This window comes from Loktanella sp. F6476L (assembly GCF_023015725.1).
Classification (GTDB): domain Bacteria; phylum Pseudomonadota; class Alphaproteobacteria; order Rhodobacterales; family Rhodobacteraceae; genus Yoonia.
Genome location: NZ_JALKAR010000001.1, coordinates 42853 through 59056 on the forward strand (window position 1 = coordinate 42853; position 16204 = coordinate 59056).

At 55.0% G+C, this 16204-nt stretch carries 14 protein-coding genes; 4 read left to right on the forward strand and 10 right to left on the reverse strand.

Features of this window, described 5'->3' with window-relative positions:
* The first annotated feature begins 210 nt into the window (after positions 1 to 210).
* From MWU61_RS00210 to MWU61_RS00220, 3 genes are all read left to right on the forward strand, one after another.
* Positions 211 to 978: a nuclear transport factor 2 family protein gene (locus tag MWU61_RS00210; RefSeq protein WP_247125803.1), complete on the forward strand. Its 768-nt coding sequence runs from the start codon at positions 211 to 213 to the stop codon at positions 976 to 978.
* An 87-nt stretch (positions 979 to 1065) separates the two neighbouring features.
* Complete coding sequence (locus MWU61_RS00215; RefSeq protein ID WP_247125804.1) at positions 1066 to 2604, forward strand: glutamate synthase-related protein; 1539 nt, start codon at positions 1066 to 1068, stop codon at positions 2602 to 2604.
* A gap of 81 nt (positions 2605 to 2685) precedes the next feature.
* The gene (locus MWU61_RS00220; protein ID WP_247125806.1) at positions 2686 to 3498 is read left to right on the forward strand and encodes a siderophore-interacting protein; all 813 of its coding nucleotides are present in this window, start codon (positions 2686 to 2688) and stop codon (positions 3496 to 3498) included.
* 308 nt (positions 3499 to 3806) lie between these two features.
* Here the strand turns inward: MWU61_RS00220 and MWU61_RS00225 are convergent, their stop codons facing one another.
* Genes MWU61_RS00225 through MWU61_RS00260 form a run of 8 tightly spaced genes read right to left on the reverse strand, consistent with a single transcriptional unit; the run spans position 3807 to position 12046 of the window.
* On the reverse strand, positions 3807 to 4988 hold the full coding sequence (locus MWU61_RS00225) for an OsmC family protein (protein ID WP_247125808.1): 1182 nt from the start codon (positions 4986 to 4988) through the stop codon (positions 3807 to 3809).
* A 26-nt stretch (positions 4989 to 5014) separates the two neighbouring features.
* Positions 5015 to 5767, reverse strand: a complete 753-nt coding sequence (locus MWU61_RS00230) for an SDR family oxidoreductase (protein ID WP_247125810.1) — start codon at positions 5765 to 5767, stop codon at positions 5015 to 5017.
* 15 nt (positions 5768 to 5782) lie between these two features.
* Complete coding sequence (locus MWU61_RS00235) at positions 5783 to 6619, reverse strand: glutathione S-transferase family protein (protein ID WP_247125812.1); 837 nt, start codon at positions 6617 to 6619, stop codon at positions 5783 to 5785.
* Positions 6598 to 8037: an aldehyde dehydrogenase family protein gene (locus MWU61_RS00240; protein WP_247125814.1), complete on the reverse strand. Its 1440-nt coding sequence runs from the start codon at positions 8035 to 8037 to the stop codon at positions 6598 to 6600. Before MWU61_RS00240 ends, MWU61_RS00235 begins: the two co-directional genes overlap by 22 nt.
* A gap of 15 nt (positions 8038 to 8052) precedes the next feature.
* Positions 8053 to 9405 carry a TRAP transporter large permease gene (locus MWU61_RS00245; protein ID WP_247125816.1) on the reverse strand — a complete coding sequence of 451 codons (1353 nt, stop codon included), beginning with the start codon at positions 9403 to 9405 and terminating at the stop codon, positions 8053 to 8055.
* 5 nt (positions 9406 to 9410) lie between these two features.
* Complete coding sequence (locus tag MWU61_RS00250; protein WP_247125817.1) at positions 9411 to 9950, reverse strand: TRAP transporter small permease; 540 nt, start codon at positions 9948 to 9950, stop codon at positions 9411 to 9413.
* A gap of 54 nt (positions 9951 to 10004) precedes the next feature.
* Complete coding sequence (locus tag MWU61_RS00255; protein ID WP_247125819.1) at positions 10005 to 11024, reverse strand: TRAP transporter substrate-binding protein; 1020 nt, start codon at positions 11022 to 11024, stop codon at positions 10005 to 10007.
* Between the two features lie 11 nt (positions 11025 to 11035).
* Entirely contained in the window at positions 11036 to 12046 is a 1011-nt protein-coding gene (locus tag MWU61_RS00260) for a TRAP transporter substrate-binding protein (RefSeq protein WP_247125820.1), read from the reverse strand.
* A gap of 205 nt (positions 12047 to 12251) precedes the next feature.
* Here MWU61_RS00260 and MWU61_RS00265 point away from each other — a divergent pair, with 205 nt between their 5' ends.
* Positions 12252 to 13010 carry a GntR family transcriptional regulator gene (locus MWU61_RS00265; RefSeq protein ID WP_247125822.1) on the forward strand — a complete coding sequence of 253 codons (759 nt, stop codon included), beginning with the start codon at positions 12252 to 12254 and terminating at the stop codon, positions 13008 to 13010.
* 38 nt (positions 13011 to 13048) lie between these two features.
* Here MWU61_RS00265 and MWU61_RS00270 read toward each other — a convergent pair whose 3' ends face one another.
* Together MWU61_RS00270 and MWU61_RS00275 are read right to left on the reverse strand one after the other, a co-directional pair.
* Positions 13049 to 13930, reverse strand: coding sequence for an MBL fold metallo-hydrolase (locus MWU61_RS00270; protein WP_247125824.1), 882 nt, complete (start codon positions 13928 to 13930; stop codon positions 13049 to 13051).
* A gap of 262 nt (positions 13931 to 14192) precedes the next feature.
* Positions 14193 to 16166 carry a pyridoxamine 5'-phosphate oxidase family protein gene (locus MWU61_RS00275; protein WP_247125825.1) on the reverse strand — a complete coding sequence of 658 codons (1974 nt, stop codon included), beginning with the start codon at positions 16164 to 16166 and terminating at the stop codon, positions 14193 to 14195.
* Between the last annotated feature and the right edge of the window lie 38 nt (positions 16167 to 16204).

Consider the following 16204-nt stretch of genomic DNA (forward strand, 5'->3'; position numbering starts at 1 on the left):
GCCCCTGCGTCAATACCGTTGAGGCGTGGGCGTTTGCGCGCAACGTCATCGCAGAAAGCGGGGTCACAAGACATGGCCGAAACTTCGCAAGCTTCATTCGACACGGTCATGGCACTGCTCAACAAAACCACGCAGCCTGATGGCCCAAAGCGGGCGCCTTTCGGCGAACTTCACACAGACGAATGAAACCATAACAAGGGACGGATCATCATGGGCAAAGGACTGGACAACGTACGTGACATCTATCTGGATGGCATCGCAGGCGGCAACGCACGCGAGGCGGTTCTGCGCAACACTGGGCATCGTTACACACAACATTCCACCGGCGTGGGCGATGGTGCTGAAGGCTTCCTTGAATTTTTTGAACCTTTCGTTGCTCGTAATCCAAAGCGCGAGATCGAGATTAGACGCATCTTGGAAGACGGTCGTTGGGTTTGGTGCAGCGCCTATCAGTCGCTCAACGATGGGGCCGCGCAGTGGGTCACGATGGATTTGTTCTACACCGACAAAGACGGTCTGATCCTCGAACACTGGGACACAATTGCACCCTACGTTGCCAAGACGGAATCCGGCGAAGACATGGTCGGCGGCGTCACCGATGTTGATATCAATGGGGACACTGAAGAGAACAAAGCGCTCGTGCTGGAATATACCAAACAGGTCCGCCAAGAGGGAGATGTGTCAAAGCTAAGCAACTTTGTTTCCGCTGGCGTGGTCCAACATGCTGCCCCTATCGGTGCGGGCCTAGATGGTTTGGCGACGTGGTTGGAATCAGACGACGCAGGTCGGTACGAAATGCTGTTCCAACTGGTTGGTCAGGGCGATTTCGTTGTCACTTACGGCAAACGCTACGCTGCGAGTAAAGAAGTCGCCGTGTTTGACCTTTATCGTATTGCAGGCGGCAAGATCGTCGAAATGTGGATGAACGAAGAAGAGATTAGCCCGCGCGATGCATGGGGCAATTCTGGAAAGTTTTAAGCTGAGCGATGGCGCGTTTCTGGCGACCCGTACCACTGGGAAGGCCGGCGGTCGCCTAAATATCACATACAAAAAAGGACATGTCAGATGGTCACGAAAACTGTACCCATCATCGCCGCTAAAGCCCCCGCAATGGCCGATCTGGAAGAGGGCAAAGACTATTTCTGGTGCGCGTGTGGTATGTCCAAGAACCAACCATTCTGTGATGGTTCGCATGCGGGGACCGATGTGACCCCTGTGAAATTCACCTCAGAGAAAACGGGCAAGGCTGCGCTGTGCCAATGTAAAGCAACTGCGAACAAGCCGTTTTGCGATGGCACTCATGCGCAGCTTAAAGACCTCGCGGTCGGTGATCCTTCGCCTGAACCGAAATCTGATGTTCCCACCGCAACGGCGACCCCCGAAGAGCCGACGGTTGCGCGCATCCACGAGCTGGCGCGTGACGGGTTAAGCAAGTTGGGTCATCACGGCGAAATGGGTGCGATGGGTGTTCCGCGCAAAGACCTGCCTCATTGGGACGACATTCAGATTCTGGCCGCCCAAATGGCGCGAAAACCATTGCTGGATGATGTTGAAGTGGCGACAGGCGTGACGATCGGGCCACGTGCGGCGAAGCCGCTGCATCTTGATATCCCGCTGTTCGTCTCTGACATAAGTTTTGGAGCCCTATCGCTTGAAGCGAAGACCGCGCTTGCGCGGGGCGCAGAAATGGCAGGCACAGGCATTTGTTCAGGTGAAGGCGGTATGCTGTCCGAAGAATATGCCGAAAACACGCGCTATTTCTATGAATTAGCATCGGCCAAGTTCGGGTGGGACATCGCAAAGGTCAAAGGTGTTCAGGCGTTTCATTTCAAAGGCGGTCAGGGGGCCAAGACGGGTACGGGCGGGCATCTACCCGGTGACAAGGTAGACGCCAAGATCGCGGAAGTGCGCGGATTGAACGTCGGCGAGGCGGCAATTTCGCCCTCAACCTTCATCGATCTACACACGCCAGCCGATTTCAAAAAGCTGGCTGATCAGGTGCGCGAAGAATCTGGCGGTGTCCCGATCGGGTTTAAATTGTCGGCTAACCACATCGAAGACGATATCGATTTTGCGCTGGAAGCAAGCGCCGATTATATCATTTTGGATGGTCGCGGTGGTGGCACAGGTGCTGCGCCGTTAATCTTCCGCAACAACATTTCGGTGCCAACGATCCCCGCGCTTGCGCGTGCGCGTGCGCATTTGGGCAAAAAAACGGGCCGTGAAGTCACCTTGGTGATTACCGGAGGTCTACGTATGCCCGAGGACTTCATTAAGGCAATGGCGATGGGGGCGGACGCGATTGCCCTGTCCAATTCAGCCATGCAAGCGGTCGGCTGTATCGCGGCGCGTTTGTGCAATTCCAACAACTGCCCTGTCGGTGTTGCCACGCAGAAACCTGAACTGCGCAAACGGCTTGATGTGCAGGTCGGCGCAGAAAGGCTGGAACGGTATTTCAGTGCCTCAGTCGAATTGATGAGCGTGCTCGCGCGGGCCTGTGGCCATGCATCTCTTTCTGATTTTTCGCCCCGCGACATCACAACGTGGAAGAAAGAAATGTCCGAGCTGAGCGGGATTTCATACGCGGGCCTTGGTGTTCGTTAATATTGCCCTTGGTTCTTGTAAATTGCTGTCCAAAGGTTAAGTCTGACAAAATAAGTCAGGTATTTAGAAAGGGCATCTGAAATGGCTCTTGCAAAAATCAAAGACGCAGTACGTCAGGCTGTCGGGCGTTCTGGACCTCGCGTTTTGCGCGTCAAAGAGGCGTTTCATCTGACGCCGCATATGATCCGCGTGATCTTTGCTGGTCCTGAATTGGAAGGCTTTCCCGAAGGTCGTGACGGAGGCAATTGCAAGCTGTTGCTGCCTGACGCGAACGAAACCCTATCGGCGTTCAAGTTGCGCCTTTCTGGCGGGCCAGCTCCGGTCAAACGGACCTATACAGTGCGCAGCTATGATGCGGAAAATGGTGAACTGGCCATTGATTTTGTCGATCATGGTGACACAGGCCCTGCATCAAGGTGGGCGCGTGCGGCCAAGACGGGATCGTTTCTGGGGTTCGCAGGTCCAAGCACGTCGAAGGTGACCAGTTTTGATGCCGACTGGTACCTTGTAGCAGCGGACCCATCCGCCATTCCCGTGGCCGCCGCTGCGTTGGAGGCAATGCCGCGTGACGCCAAGGGTGTCGCGATCTTTGAGGTCCCATCAATTGAAGACAAGCAAGACATCGACATGCCAAGTGGCATAGAAGCGCATTGGTTGATCCACCCCGATCCAAGCATCGCATCGTCAGCGCAAGAGAAATTGATCCGGGGACTGGATTGGAACCAAGGTCGCGTGCAGACCTGCATCGCGGGAGAATCTGGCGTGATCAAAAGCCTAAGGGCGTTTCTTGCACAGGAAAAAGAAGTGCCGCGCGCGGACACCTATATTTCCGGTTATTGGAAGATTGGCCTTGTTGAAGACGAACATCAGCAGATGAAACGCGCCGAAGGTTAAATCGCAAGCCAAGGCAAGAGGACGATCACCATGACTACCGCAGTTTCCGTCGCAACCGGCCGACGTGGCGATTGAAGGTGTCGAGGCGCGGGAAATGCGGCTACACGGACCGCGATGAATTGGCTGCGACCTACGCTGAAATGCTGATCGTGTCGGGGAACTGGGTGAAGTTCTGGGTCCCATCATGGTGCGCATCTGTGAATGCATCCGCGGCGGTGCGTTCGCCAAAAACGGTGATTTCGAAGCAGCCGCTGGGCCCCCCCCACGTGGGTTGGGACGCCTATTTTTCATCGCTCAAGACCTAAACCCTAGACCCGCACGACCTTTAGCTTTGTCTTAAGGTCGGTGCGGCAGAAGGCATGCAAGAAGCAGGTTTGTTCAGAAATGTCGAGCATCTCTTGCGCCGTTTCGTCGGACTCGGTTGTTTCGAGATAGACGTGCGTTTCGATGGAATCCGCCTCGCCTGCTTTGCCGGTGCCGCCCGATGCGCCACCCAGACTGAAATGCGTGTCTTGCACGATCCGGTAGTCTGGGAGGTCCAGTTTCAGCATCGACACAAAGCGACCGAACTGCGTCATGAAGCAAAACCCGATGCCCGCCGAAATTAGCGAATTGGCGTCCGGCGCTCGCCCATCTTCTGAACTGAGGAACCGGAACGACGTGCCATAGGGGGAATACTGCATTTGTTGAATTTCTTTGATGCCGTCTTCGCGCATCACAGCGACTGCGCCGATGTTCAACCGACGATCTTGTTCTGAGGCCATGCTGCCGCCCGCCGCCGATGTCCCAAGAACGACATCCTTCTTTGGTGTCGGACCGACTGGTTCCATTAGGTCCAAGTCACTTGCTTCGGCTTCGGATTTGGCAAAATGATTGCCCGGATCTGGGAACAATGCGCCGTCAAGCTCTGCGACTTTTGCAGTTGGCAACTCTGTCCCGTTCTTGCCCAATTTGAACAGGCTTTCCAACTGGCCGCGCATCAATCCGTTGAGGGGCGATGCGTAGGTCGCATTGATCAGGATTTCATTCAGGGCCGCGTCGTTCAGATCGCAATCTATTTCAACCTGAAGGTCAATGTTTTCGGCCCCGCCTACCATTGTGCGCTTCGGCATAGAGCCTTTCATCGTGTAGTAATTGTCCTGAATAAGCTTCAACTTGCGAATTTCGATGCCCTTGATTTTGGCCAGCGCAAGAATTTCATTCATGAAACTCGCCGCCATACCGCAGGACAAAAAGGCCAGCGGGCAGGGGGCCGCGTCATAGCCGTTCAGGTAGGGGCCTTCGTCAGACACGAGACGCCAAGTTTCACCGGTTTTGGCGGACCGGACTAACGCCTCTTTTTGGAAACCGGACAGTGACCGCACCCATGTGCGCAGCGCATCGCCCTTTCGGTTTTCCGGCGCGTCAATCGAAACCGCGTCTGCATTCGTAACCTTGTAGAACGGCGCAACGCCGCTGCTACCGATGATGTCATCACCAAGTGCTGCCATGGTATTTTTCCTAAGTTGAAATGTCGCTAGAGGTTAACCTTGCCGCCATCCACGTTGAGCGTTTGCCCAGTGACAAAGTTGCTATCGGGTGACGCAAGATAAAGCAGCGTGCCCAACAGATCCTCGGCCAGCATTTCCCGCTTGATCGAACGCGACGCCACTGTGGGGCCGCGCGCCATATCAAATCCGGAATTAGCTGCGATGCCTTCGCTTTCCGTCAGGCCGGGGGCGATAGCGTTCACCTGAATGTTCTTGTCGCCAAGTTCGCGACCGTGGCAGCGTGTCAGCGCGATAATCGCCCCTTTGGACGCGGTGTAGTGCGATAGGCCGGGTGGGCCGTAATAGAACGTGCCGGATGCGATGTTGATGACTTTACCACCACCCGCCTTGATCATTGTCGGTGCGATTGCGCGCATCACTTGGTGAACGCCGCGGGCGTTGACCCTCATGATCAGATCAAACTCATCATCGGATATCTCAAAGAAAGGCTTGGGCGTCAGCGTTGCAAAAATCGATGCGTTGTTGACCATGATATCAAGGCCACCCATGCTGATGGCCGTTTCGACCATCGCTTTGAGGTCGTCGTTATTTGTCACATCGACCTTCATGCCCTGCGCAGTGCCACCCACATCGGTAATTGCCTTGACGGCTTTGTCTGTATCCTGAACATCCGTTACAAGAACCTTTGCGCCCTCGTTGGCCATCGCTTTCGCCATAAGCGCGCCAATGCCCTGTGCGGCGCCCGTGATTACCGCGACTTTTCCTTTAAGACGATCCATTGTGTCCTCCCGCTGTTAGATTTCTATTTCAAGAATTTTCGCGACTTCGGGCCAGCTCATGGCCCCGTTCTCGCGCAGATCATGTGTCAGATCCTCGGGAACCCAGTCGATCACGCACTTTTTGAAGTTTGGTCGCGCCTCGATCCTCGCGAACCATTTTTCGACGTTTGGCAAACGTCCGTTTTCCCACATGCCGCGCATCGACATCATTACAAGCCGGTTGACGTAAGGCGTTATGGCGATGTCGGCGATAGAGAACTTGTTGCCGACCAGCCAATCCTGCCCGTTCAGGGCTGTCTCCATTTTTTGCAGGTAGCTGTCGTACAATTTGACCTTATCTGCAGCCCCCGGCGCATCAAATCCGAAACGCGTGTAGCTGTCCTTGAGGTCTTTCCAGTTAGACGCGACCGACATGGTCGGTGTGGACGCAAGGAATTTCTTTACGCCGTCTTCCCCAAGGTTTTTCAACACCGTGTGGCGGTGCGAGCAAACAAAGGTGACGGCCCCACATGCCGGATGCAGATCTTCATCCACCGCTTTGGTCCAATAACGTGCTTGCGCGCGTTCCCATGGGTCAGTCGGGTGCACGCTATTTTCAGGTGAAATCTGGTCCAGGTATTCAATGATGACGGTGCTGTCGGGAACAACCGTGTCGTCATGTACCAATGTCGGGACAACGCCCTTGGGGTTCAGCTTGAGATAGTCAGGTTCGAACTGCTCGCCCTTGAGAATGTCGATATAGACGCCGTCCCAAGGCAGCCCTTTTTCATCCATCGCAAAGCGCACTTTGGCGGCACAAACTGATGATCCGTGGTGATAAAGCGTGAAAGTCATAGCTGCACGGTAACCCATTTCAGTTCCGTCATCGCTTCCATGTCCGCATCCGTGCCTTCACGGCCCACGCCGCTTTCGCCGTTGCCGCCAAAGGGCACGTGCGCTTCGTCGTGGATGGTCGGGCCATTGATGTGGCACATGCCGGCGTCGATGTTGCGGGCAAAATGGAACGCGCGATCGATGTTTTTGGTGAAGATAGCAGAGGACAGTCCGTACACCGTATCGTTGGCTTTTTCCAAAGCTTCTTCGTAGCTGTCGACGGGGTAGATCGCGGTGACAGGCCCAAAGGTTTCGGTTTTGCAAACGGTCATCTTTTCGGTCACCCCAGTCAGCAGGGTGGGCTGGCAGCGGTTGCCTTCGAATTCGCCACCTGCTGCGACAGTTGCGCCGTTGGCGACGGCATCTGCGATGTGATCTTTGACACGTTGACGCTGGCGGTCTGAAATGATGGGCGCGATGACAGTGTCTGGATCACGCAGATCGCCCATGCCTACCTTGCCAGCAATTGCCGAAAACCGTTTGACGAATTCATCAAAAATCGGGCGTTCCACATAAAAGCGGCTGGACCCGATGCAGGCCTGCCCACCGAACATGAAAATGGATCGCGCAACCAGCGGCATAGCTTTGTCCAGATCCGCATCCGCCAGAACAACCGTCGGGCTTTTACCGCCCAGTTCCAGTGTACTGGGCGTTTTGTTTTTGGCGCAGATTTCGTTGATGTGCTGACCCACAACTGTGGAGCCTGTGAAGGTGACGAAATCGACGTCTGTGTGCCCTGTCAAATCATCCCCGATCTCAACGCCAAGGCCTGTGACAACGTTGTAAGCGCCCGCTGGAATGCCAGCTTCGGCAATGATTTCAGCAAAGATAATCGTAAGGTGCGGTGCCATTTCAGATGGCAAATGCACAACCGTGTTTCCAAGGGCCAAGGCATTGGCGACCAGTCGTGTGGTCTTGATCAGGGGCACGTTGAACGGCGTGATCACAGCAACGACCCCAAGAGGTTCGCGGATCGACATTGACATTGTGCCGGGACGATCTGACGGAATGGTTTCACCGCGTACCTGACGGCATAGCCCGGCCGCCGCGCGGATCATCGTCAGGCCCTTGTTGAATTCAAACATCGCCTTTTGGACGGGCGATCCGATTTCATCAATCAGGCAGTCGACCAGCTCTTTTTGGCGGCCTTCCATCAGTTCGGCGACCCGCAGCAACCAACGTTCGCGCTGTGTTGGCGTGGTGTCGCGGAACGTGGCGCACGCGGACTTCGCAGCACTTACAGCCTTGCGCATGTCATTTCTGGTGCCCTTGGCCGCGTAGCAATACAGGCTGTCGTCAAGCGGGTTCAGAACCTCAAAGGTGCCTCCGTCGTCTGCGTCCACCCAGTTCCCACCGATAAAGTGCTGTAGGGTTTTGATATCTGTTTTAGCGTCCATTGTGGGTCTCCTAGGCTATCCGCCGACTAAGGTTTCGGGGAGAAATAATGCGATAGATGGAAAGATGATCAGCAGTACGATCATGAAGGCCATGGCGAACCAGAACGGCCAGATGCCGCGGAAAATTGTGGCCATAGGCACATCGGGTGCGATTGATTTCACGATGAAGACGTTGATCCCGACAGTGGGCGATATCATCCCCATTTCAAGCACAATCACGACGATGATACCGAACCAAATCAGATCCCAATCCAGTCCAATTGCAATCGGGATTACGACAGAGATTGTGAGCACCAGCATGGCGATAGATTCCAGGAACATGCCAAGGAAGATGTAGACCAAGATAATGATCATCAGGACGCCCAATTCGCCGATGGGTAAGGACGTAAGCAATGTTACAAGGTTGGCGGGAACTTCTGTCAGTGAAATGAATGGGATGAAGACGAACGCACCGATAATGATCAGGAACACCGTCGCAGTGGCGTTCATGGTTTGCAGGATAACGGCCTTGATTGCGGGAAACGTCAGGGATCGCCGTGCGGCTGCAACTATGAAGGTGAAAAAGGCACCTACCCTGGACGCTTCAACCGGTGTGAAGAACCCCGTGTACATCCCGCCAATGGTCAAGAACACGACTGCAAGGATCGGGGAAGCGTTGATCAGCGATTCCTTGCGTTCAGGCCAAGCAGAGCGCGGACCGGGAGGACCCGCAGTCGGATTGCGCATCACCACCAGATAGATGGCGCCAATGAACAGCATTGTCAGGATGATACCGGGAAAGACACCGGCCATGAACAAGCGACCAATGGATTGTTCCGTCAGCACCGCATAGATGATCATTCCGCCTGATGGAGGGATCAAAAAGCCAAGCGTGCCGCCTGCCGCGACCGAACCGGTGGCAAGGCCGTCGTGATACTTATACTTCTTCATTTCCGGCAGGGCGACGCGGCCCATTGTGACCGCAGACGCAAGCGACGACCCTGACAAGGCCGCAAATCCTGCACAGGCCGCAATCGTAGCTGATGCAAGACCGCCCTTCATGTGACCCATCCAGCGATAGGCCGCTGCATAAAGATCGTTGGACATGCCTGACACACCAGCAAGCGTGCCCATGAGCACGAACATCGGGATCACCAGCAAGTTGAAGTTAGAGGCCGCTTCAAAGGTTTCGCCGGCAAGGTTGGAATAGGCGATGCGCACACCACGCGCCCATGCTTGATCCGACGCCATGCCCACAGCGATGAACTGGTTCGCATTGGCGACCGCCGTGCCCACAAGGCCAACGCCGAGCATGGACAGTGCCACAGGCATGCGCAGGGCGAGCAAGATGAAAAGAGTTAGAAGGCCAAGAATGCCTAGAAGTGTCATGCTAATTATAGGTCTTCACCATCGACTTTCAGTGTGATGACCTTGCCGCCGCGCAGGATCTGCCAGATGTCGAGGATAATCACGACAGCATAGATCAGCGCAGAGATAGCCAACAAATAATAGAAGGGTCCGTAGGGGATAAGGAGCTGTTGGGTGGTTTCCCCGAACTTCGCGGCTGTGCCGCCGGCATGCCAAAGACGCCACCCCATGATCGCCAACAGAAAGAAGGCCAGAACCTTCATTACAAGCAAAGACCATTTGGCGAAGCGGGCCGACATGCTGCTTTCCAAAACCTCGATTTCGATATGCGCGCCTGTCCGTGCTCCGAGAGGAATAGAGAGGGCGACAATGACGACCAAAGACAGGATCAGCAGGTCCTCTGCGCCGATGATCGGCGAGTTTAGCGCTTTGCGCATGATCAACACGTTCCAGACCGAAAAGACCGTCATGAAAATCAGCGTGCTCCCGCCCAAAACGAGTGCGAGCCATGTCAGCGTCTTGTCTAAAAGCCGGATAATGCCTGGTAGTTGTGTGTCCTCAGACATTTCGAAATCCCCCCATGGTTGATGGTGGGGCGGAAACCGCCCCACCAAGCTGATTTACTGGTTGAGCGCTTCGTAGATTTCTTGCGCGTTATCGATGCCGCGTGCTGCATAATCGTCGTAGATCTGCTGCATGCCTTCGGCGGCTGCGACTTCCATCTTGGCGCGTTCTTCGTCCGAAACAGTGATCCGCTCGACGTTCAGCTCACCCGTGGCGCGCTGTTCTTCGACCCATTCCAGCGCAACCTCGTCTGCGTGATGGAATGCCCGTGCGAGTTCCATCGAGAACGGCAGGCCTGCAATGTCGTCGATGACCGCGCGATGTTCGTCGCTCAGGCTTTCGTAGCGTTCCTTGTTCATCACGTAGAACACTGGGTTGAATGTCGCAGGTGTGTTGAGGATTGCGTAATCTGCAACCTCATCAAGGTTCCACGGCGGCATGATGTTGTTGATGGTCGAAATTGCGCCGTCGATCGTCCCTGTAGAAAGGCCGGTGTAATGTTCGGTAGGATCTAGCTGCACTGGTACCGCGCCCACACCCTGCAGCACTGGCGCGGTCATCGCGGCAAATGGAACGATTTTTGCGCCTTGCATGCCTTCAATCGTGGACACATCCCGCGTGGAAATGATCATACCACCCGCGACGGGTGCCACACCAAGAACCTTCACGTCGCTCCATTCTTCAGCCATGTATTCATCGAAAACGGTCCAGAGCCGTTGCGTGGAATCCAGAGCATCAACTGCCGCGCCTGGTGGAATTGCCAGCATGGTGCGCTGGAACAATGTCGGGGTAGAGGCTGCGATGCCAAAGGTGATATCAGCCACACCTTCAACAGCTCGTTTGTATTGTTGTGTCGGACCCGCGCCCAACTGACCGGCAGCATAGACTTTGAGGGTCAGCGTGCCGCCAGAACGTTCTGTGAGCTCGTTTTCAAACCATGCCAGCGCGCCAGTGACCGACTCGTGATTTGGTGGCACAAATGTTGCGACGGACAATTCTTCTGCGATTGCCGACTGGGCCGACATTGCCAAAATAGCAGATAGCGCGGTGGAACGAAGGGTATTCAAAATAGTCATGTCTACTCTCCTTATTGGTTGATTGCGTTGTAGATTTCTTCGGCATTTTCGATTCCGCGTCCTGCGTAGTCGGCGAAGATAGCCTGCATGCCGTCGGCAACTGCGGCGTCCATCTTGGCGCGTTCATCGTCAGTGACAGCGACAAGTTCATAACTCTTGTCTGTGTTCGCCATCATCATTTCGAGTGAACGTTCGTCTGCTCCATCACAACCTTCCGCGAGTTTCATGGATGCGGCTTCGCCTGCCAATTCATCAATAATCGCGCGGTGTTCGTCGCTTAGCCCTTCGTAGCGCTCACGGTTCATGACCACGAAAATGACTGCGTGTTGGACCGGTACGTTCGTTACAAAGTGCGTTGTTACGTCCCAAAAGTTCCAAGGGGGCGTCATGTTGTTGTAGGTCGCGTAGGCGCCATCAATCGTACCCGTCGACAGCCCCGTGTACATTTCGGACACTGGCATCTGCACAGGAACTGCGCCCATTGCTTCGATGATCGGCGTTGTCATGGCGGCATATGGCACAATCTTCGCGCCCTGCATGCATTCAAAAGTGGACACGTCTTGTGTTGCTGCGATCCCAAGACCCGCGGCCGTGCTCAAGGCAATAACCTTCACGTCGGCATATTCTTCCGCGAGGTGTTCATCAAACGCGGACCATATCCGGACGGTCGCTTCGGCCGATGAATTGGATGCACCTGGTGGAATAGCGAGCATAGTGCGTGGGAACAGGGCGGGAGTGTAGGCGGTTACGCCGAACGTAATGTCCGCAACGCCTTCAACGGCGCGCTTGTATTGCTGCACTGGGCCCGCACCCAGTTGACCGGCAGGGAACAACTGCATGGTCATCGTGCCGCCAGAGCGTGCTTCAAGTTCTTCTGCGAACCACGCAAACAAAACTGTATTGGAATGGTGTTGCGGTGGCACGAATGTTGCCACTGTCAGTTCTTCGGCTGACGCCGAAAACGCAGTGCTCGCAAGCACCGAAGCAAGCGCGAATGCGCGGGTGAAGCGTGAAAAAGCCATGATATCCTCCCAGAAGTGGCTGAACCGACGACCCCTTTTGGGATCCCAAGTTCTATTTTCCGACTCGGGTTTTGCCGAATCTGTGCTGTTGCTCTTCAAGGTAAGCTGATAGCGGGATCCCAAATCAAGCAAAGAGCTTGATTTTGCGCCAGGCTATTGAGCAATGCGCTTGACTTTGGGATCCCAAATCGGTGCAAGTAGTGACATGCAATCAATTGACACAGAGCTCGCGGCACGGATCCGCAACGATATCATTCATGGGGTTTACGAAGAGGGTGCGCGCCTGTCTGAGGCGCACCTTTGCGAGGCACACAAGGTTTCGCGCACGCCTGTGCGGCTGGCGTTGCGGCTTTTGGAACGAGAAGGCGTAATCCGTCGCGGTGACGGGCGGGGCTATATGATCCAAAGCCCGACGATCACCGATGTGAAGCAAGCGGTGCAAGTGCGCGGGCATTTGGAAAGTCTGGCGGCGCGACTTATGGCGCAAGCGGAGGACAGACATGAACGATTGCCGGCAATGGCAGGCGCCATTGATGAGATCGAAGCGACGGTAGATGCTGGGCGTCTGGACGTTGATGCGATAAAAAGGATGCAAACGGCGAACCGCGTGTTTCACTCCACCATGTTGGACAGCTGCGGCAACGACTATGTCGGGTTTACCTGCCAGCAGATCAGCCACTTGCCCATGCTTGCGGCGGGTTCCATGGTTTTTGACAGATCGGTTGGCGATACGCCCGAACATCTGGAGCGCGGGCTGTTTCGTTTGCGATTGGGTAATGCGCAACACCGCGTCATCTATGATGCTATTGCGGCAGGGGATGCCGTGCGCGCGGAAGGTATGATGCGTGAGCATGCCAACACCATGATCGAATACATCGAGACCTTTGAAACGCGCGATGGCACCCTGACGGTGGCCGATCTTGTCGCCTATTCGGCGGCCGACATCGTTCTGGAAGACGGGTAAAAGAGGGGCCGGTGCGTTCACCGGCCCTTCGTTCAGGATCATTTGTCCCAGTACGCGTCGACAAGACCAAGTAGAAATTCGCCGTCGTAGCTAGGATAAGCTTCTGCAATCGCAGCCTTCACTTCGTCTGGTGTTGTGCCTGCTTCCCATGCCGCATCCAGTACCTTCAGGTAACCGATTGCAACGTCGAGTTCGCCGCGCGTGGTTGGAAGACCGTGACCGACGAGCAGTGTTTCAAAAGACGGATCATCGCGCATGCCTTCCAAGATCGCAATCCAGTTTTTGCGGTCTACGCCGGGTGCAAAATACACGCCGTTATAGACGAGGTCTTGCACTACAGCGACTTTCTGTTCGGGGAAGACCGCGACAATAATTTTGGGGGCCTCAGCATTGTCGTAAGACCGGAACTCAACTGCCACACCGCCAATTTCTGTCATGCCAAGCGCGAGGTCAGGACCGTTCAACAATGCTGTTGGTTCAGGATTTTCGCCATTGGTTGCTTCGGCGCGCAAACCTTCGCGGATTTCCGGCAAGGTCGAGAACGTGATGCCTTCCATTGTGGAAACACCGCCCCAGTGGTCTGGGTGCTCGTGGCTGATATATGCGGTGTGCACAGGCTTGCCAGTGCTTTCGATCAGCGCCGTGACTTCCGTGGCGGTCGGTGGGATGAATGTTGAATCGACCAGCAGCAACTGATCGCCCATCTCGATGACATGGGCCGTTACGTTTACGGCCTCTGCAGGGGAGACATACGTGTGGAACGTGACGCCACCCTTGGCAAAGGAATGGATTGTGCCAGCGGCCATTTCGCCCTGCGCAGCGGCAGACGTTGGGGCAAAACCAGCACGTAGCAGTGTGAGAGCGCCGGCGGAAAGTGCGGCGCTTTTAAAGAAATCGCGGCGGTTCAATGAAGTCGACATTTGATGTCCTTTCGAATGAAGAATGACCAGCGCGTTACGGAATGCACCGCGCAGCTGGCGGAACTGTACGGCCCGCGCCGCATTCGAATTAGACGGTTTCGTCAGACTAGATCGTTCGGGTGAGCCGAATAATGTAGTATTAATTGTGTCGCGCATGATTTTGGCGGGGCAGAGCGAATGTCAGTGCCATGGCATCCAGTTTCTGATCGCGACTTTTGTGCCGAGCGAGAAATACAAGCCGCTTCTTTCTGGTGCGTCCAAATCAGAAAACAAATGTCTCGCGATGGCGTCGTGCTTCTTCGACGCCCAGTTCGGTCAACGTGGTTTCGCTCCAATTCATCATCGCATCGGGTCCACACATGAACACTTCACGATCCTTAAGGTTCGCGACGGATTGAATGTCGTCGATCCCCATGCGCCGTTCTTCAACTCTTAACGCATTATCAAACTGCGCTGGGCGTAGACCGTCCCGTGCCGTCTGTGCGGCGGAGACGTTTCCCTTGATGCTTTGGAACGCCATGACGCTTAATTTCACATTTTTCGGACGCGAACCGTGCTGCGCAGCGAAATGCTTCAGGACATTGATATCGTCATCACGCCCAGCAAACAGAAGCACAATGTCGGTCGCACCAAGTCCGGGATTTGCTTTCGCAATCTGAAGGATACCGTCCCACATCGCCATAAATGGCGTGATGCCCACGCCGCCTGCGATCCAAAGCATTTGGGGTGGAACATGCGGCGGGTGGCCCTTTGGGGGCGTAGAAAAACACGAAAAGCCAGCGCCGGTGCCCTTAAAGACGACCGGTAGTTTTTGATCGATAAGCCTGTCGATATTGTCGTGTAAGACATTCGACATCAAACCGCCCGGTTTGCGTTTGACGGTGACACTGACGCGGTCGGTGCCGACGAACGCGTTGGTATGCGGGTCAAAATCGGGCGCATTGGAAATCGTCCATGTGCGGACAAAATCGTCGTTCACCAATTGCGGGTTGGTTTCGTTCATATGGCTGTAGCCGACGTCCAAGATGTCCGAGAAGCCGAAGACGCCAAACCCACCCGGCAAAGGGGCATCGGTTGGCGTCGAGAGGCGGAAATTGAACGTCTTGATGCTGTCGGAAATAGCTTGCGTTGAAACGAGAGTGGCAGAAATAGCGGCAGCGCCGTCATTTGGCGCCGACGCATGCCCCATTTGTTCCAATTCCTGACGCAAGAGCCGCACAGGTGGATTGTAGGGCGAGAACTGTTCGTCAGATGTCAGTCTTAGATTTAGCCCATTTTTGACCAATACCGCACCAGTCACCTTGACGCGCGTTAGCAAGTTCACGCGTGGCATAAGCGCCTCTGCGTCCTGATCCAGCAGGTTTTCCGCGTCACCAGTGACGTAAAGGACATCGCCTGTCGCGAAATCTGGAAACAAGAGGCCGACTTGCGGGTCCGTTACGATATTGCCCAAAGACTGATAAAAGCGGTTGCCGGAATGGTCAGGCAAAACCAGATATGTTGTGACCTGATCGCCATCACATTCTTCATAAATGCGTGTAAAACCGGGGGCACCGCCGCGATGATTGACGCCCATGTCAGTTTGGATGTCCGACGCATTGTCTGTAGTCGTATGCTTTGTCGCTAGAAAGACTGTGCTTGCACGATGAACCACTGCTTTGGCGTCGGCGGGCAGGGCGGAGGTGTCAACGTCAAAGCTATCATGAGAAAGGCCTGCCGTGCGCTGCACATGCGTCAATGAACGAACGGTGATGTATTTCGGGCAATTCCCAAGATGCTGGTCGGAAAGGAGGCGAAGCCGGACTTTCGCCATACGATCAACAGCGGCATCTTCGATTGATCCGGCGATCTTATTGCGTCGACGGTTCGTGAAATCGATCCCAACTCCTGCAAAGAGCCGACGGTCATCAGCCAATGTCGGTTCCTGCTGCAACGCGCGCGCAAAAGGATCAAAGGGGTTTGTTTCAGCAACGATGTCCGTTGTGTTTCCACCTGAAACCTTAATACCAAGGGTAGGGTCGTCGCTCGACGTTGTGACCAAAAGGCTGACCCATGGACGCCCCTTTTGGTCGAGCGTTGCTAGAGGCAGATAGGACAGGCCAGCAAAGAAATCTGCGTGCTGCTGCGGCATGTCACTGCTTATGTATTGCGGAATGGCGTCGGTAAGTTCTTTGGGCGTGTTGCGCCGCGCTTGCAGTAGCAATTCACCTTTGTGCGACTTATGTGCCTGCGTCATTGGCTGATCCTTCCGCCCCTGTCGTCGGGTTACGCTTT

Excerpts from the sequence above, each read along its gene's own strand:
- MWU61_RS00210 (WP_247125803.1), top strand. The coding sequence starts at position 211 with ATGGGCAAAGGACTGGACAACGTACGTGACATCTATCTGGATGGCATC.
- MWU61_RS00250 (WP_247125817.1), bottom strand. The coding sequence starts at position 9,950 with ATGTCTGAGGACACACAACTACCAGGCATTATCCGGCTTTTAGACAAG.
- MWU61_RS00215 (WP_247125804.1), top strand. The coding sequence starts at position 1,066 with ATGGTCACGAAAACTGTACCCATCATCGCCGCTAAAGCCCCCGCAATG.
- MWU61_RS00220 (WP_247125806.1), top strand. The coding sequence starts at position 2,686 with ATGGCTCTTGCAAAAATCAAAGACGCAGTACGTCAGGCTGTCGGGCGT.
- MWU61_RS00245 (WP_247125816.1), bottom strand. The coding sequence starts at position 9,405 with ATGACACTTCTAGGCATTCTTGGCCTTCTAACTCTTTTCATCTTGCTC.
- MWU61_RS00235 (WP_247125812.1), bottom strand. The coding sequence starts at position 6,619 with ATGGGTTACCGTGCAGCTATGACTTTCACGCTTTATCACCACGGATCA.
- MWU61_RS00265 (WP_247125822.1), top strand. The coding sequence starts at position 12,252 with ATGCAATCAATTGACACAGAGCTCGCGGCACGGATCCGCAACGATATC.
- MWU61_RS00270 (WP_247125824.1), bottom strand. The coding sequence starts at position 13,930 with ATGTCGACTTCATTGAACCGCCGCGATTTCTTTAAAAGCGCCGCACTT.
- MWU61_RS00255 (WP_247125819.1), bottom strand. The coding sequence starts at position 11,024 with ATGACTATTTTGAATACCCTTCGTTCCACCGCGCTATCTGCTATTTTG.
- MWU61_RS00260 (WP_247125820.1), bottom strand. The coding sequence starts at position 12,046 with ATGGCTTTTTCACGCTTCACCCGCGCATTCGCGCTTGCTTCGGTGCTT.
- MWU61_RS00240 (WP_247125814.1), bottom strand. The coding sequence starts at position 8,037 with ATGGACGCTAAAACAGATATCAAAACCCTACAGCACTTTATCGGTGGG.
- MWU61_RS00230 (WP_247125810.1), bottom strand. The coding sequence starts at position 5,767 with ATGGATCGTCTTAAAGGAAAAGTCGCGGTAATCACGGGCGCCGCACAG.
- MWU61_RS00275 (WP_247125825.1), bottom strand. The coding sequence starts at position 16,166 with ATGACGCAGGCACATAAGTCGCACAAAGGTGAATTGCTACTGCAAGCG.
- MWU61_RS00225 (WP_247125808.1), bottom strand. The coding sequence starts at position 4,988 with ATGGCAGCACTTGGTGATGACATCATCGGTAGCAGCGGCGTTGCGCCG.